This window comes from Acinetobacter sp. C15 (assembly GCF_013420645.1).
GTDB classification, from domain to species: domain Bacteria; phylum Pseudomonadota; class Gammaproteobacteria; order Pseudomonadales; family Moraxellaceae; genus Acinetobacter; species Acinetobacter indicus.
The window spans coordinates 1-1,038 of record NZ_VOXR01000139.1; the positions used below are offsets into that span (position 1 = coordinate 1).

Sequence of the window (1,038 nt, forward strand, 5' to 3'; positions counted from 1 at the left end):
TCTTGACTCAAGCATTAATGCAGTACGATCTTCAAAGTTAAGATGATGGTATGACAATTTTATATACTCCATAAACCCTTTAAATTAATTAGGTGGTTTATGTCGCACTTCAAGTTTTACTCTGCCAAGTATTTTTAGATAATGCTTGGAATCAATTCAATTCATCAAGTTTTAAAAAATAATTCCTTTTGTCAGGTCTATCATTTTTTAAATGCTTTAAAAATATTTTCGCAGTTTCCTCCGATGCATCCTCTCTTAGGCAACGTTCAACAAAGGATATATCTACAAATTCATCTGCTAACCCAGCACGACCAAGATCTAAAAAATAAATTTCATTGAATTTATCTATAAAAATATTACTATCCGTGATATCGCCATGAGAAAAAACCAATCTTTCTTCAACACGAGTCTCGGTTAACTCATTCCATAGACTTAGGTAAGTTTTATGGTCTCCCCATAATTCAGTGTCAAAATCATCTTGATCTATATCGTCAAGGAGTTGGTTATCAATAAAAAATTTTGACTCTTTTAACCGATGATCAATGTTTGAAATAAATGGACAATCAATAATAGCAATTGAATTTAACAGATTGAGTGCCTCCTTATAGATAGCAAGCAATTCTTGGTCTGTTAAAAAAAGCGCTGAAATTGGTTTTGCATTGATCGCTTTAGTGATCATGAATTCAAACTGCTCATCCTGAAAAGTCATGATGAGTTCAGGCACCTTTAATTTCTCAGAGAGCCAACTCAACATTTTCGCTTCACGAGAGACACTGTATGTGGTCTCTGTATATAAAGTGCTAGATCGCTTAAGAAAAAAAGTTTCATTATTTCGATTAAAAGAATAAACATCCGATGGCGACTGACCAATTTTATTTGGCTCTAAAACGCTGTTTCCGATAAATTGTTGAATAATATTGGGCAATTCCATCAAGTTTTCCTTTTATTCAGCATTAAAAACCCCGCAAATGCGAGGCCTAGTAAATAGATGATCTTAATTTGGTTCACTGTAGCAAAAATATGGGGCGAATTCAAACA

At 33.3% G+C, this 1,038-nt stretch carries 1 protein-coding gene; it reads right to left on the reverse strand.

The window, feature by feature from the left end; translation table 11 throughout:
• Nucleotides 1-151: 151 nt before the first annotated feature.
• Nucleotides 152-931, reverse strand: coding sequence for an aminoglycoside O-phosphotransferase APH(3')-VIa (locus tag FTT63_RS15565; RefSeq protein ID WP_000422636.1), 780 nt, complete (start codon nt 929-931; stop codon nt 152-154).
• Nucleotides 932-1,038 lie beyond the last annotated feature (107 nt).

Coding starts and splice junctions, on each gene's coding strand:
- FTT63_RS15565 (WP_000422636.1), bottom strand. CDS start 931: ATGGAATTGCCCAATATTATTCAACAATTTATCGGAAACAGCGTTTTA.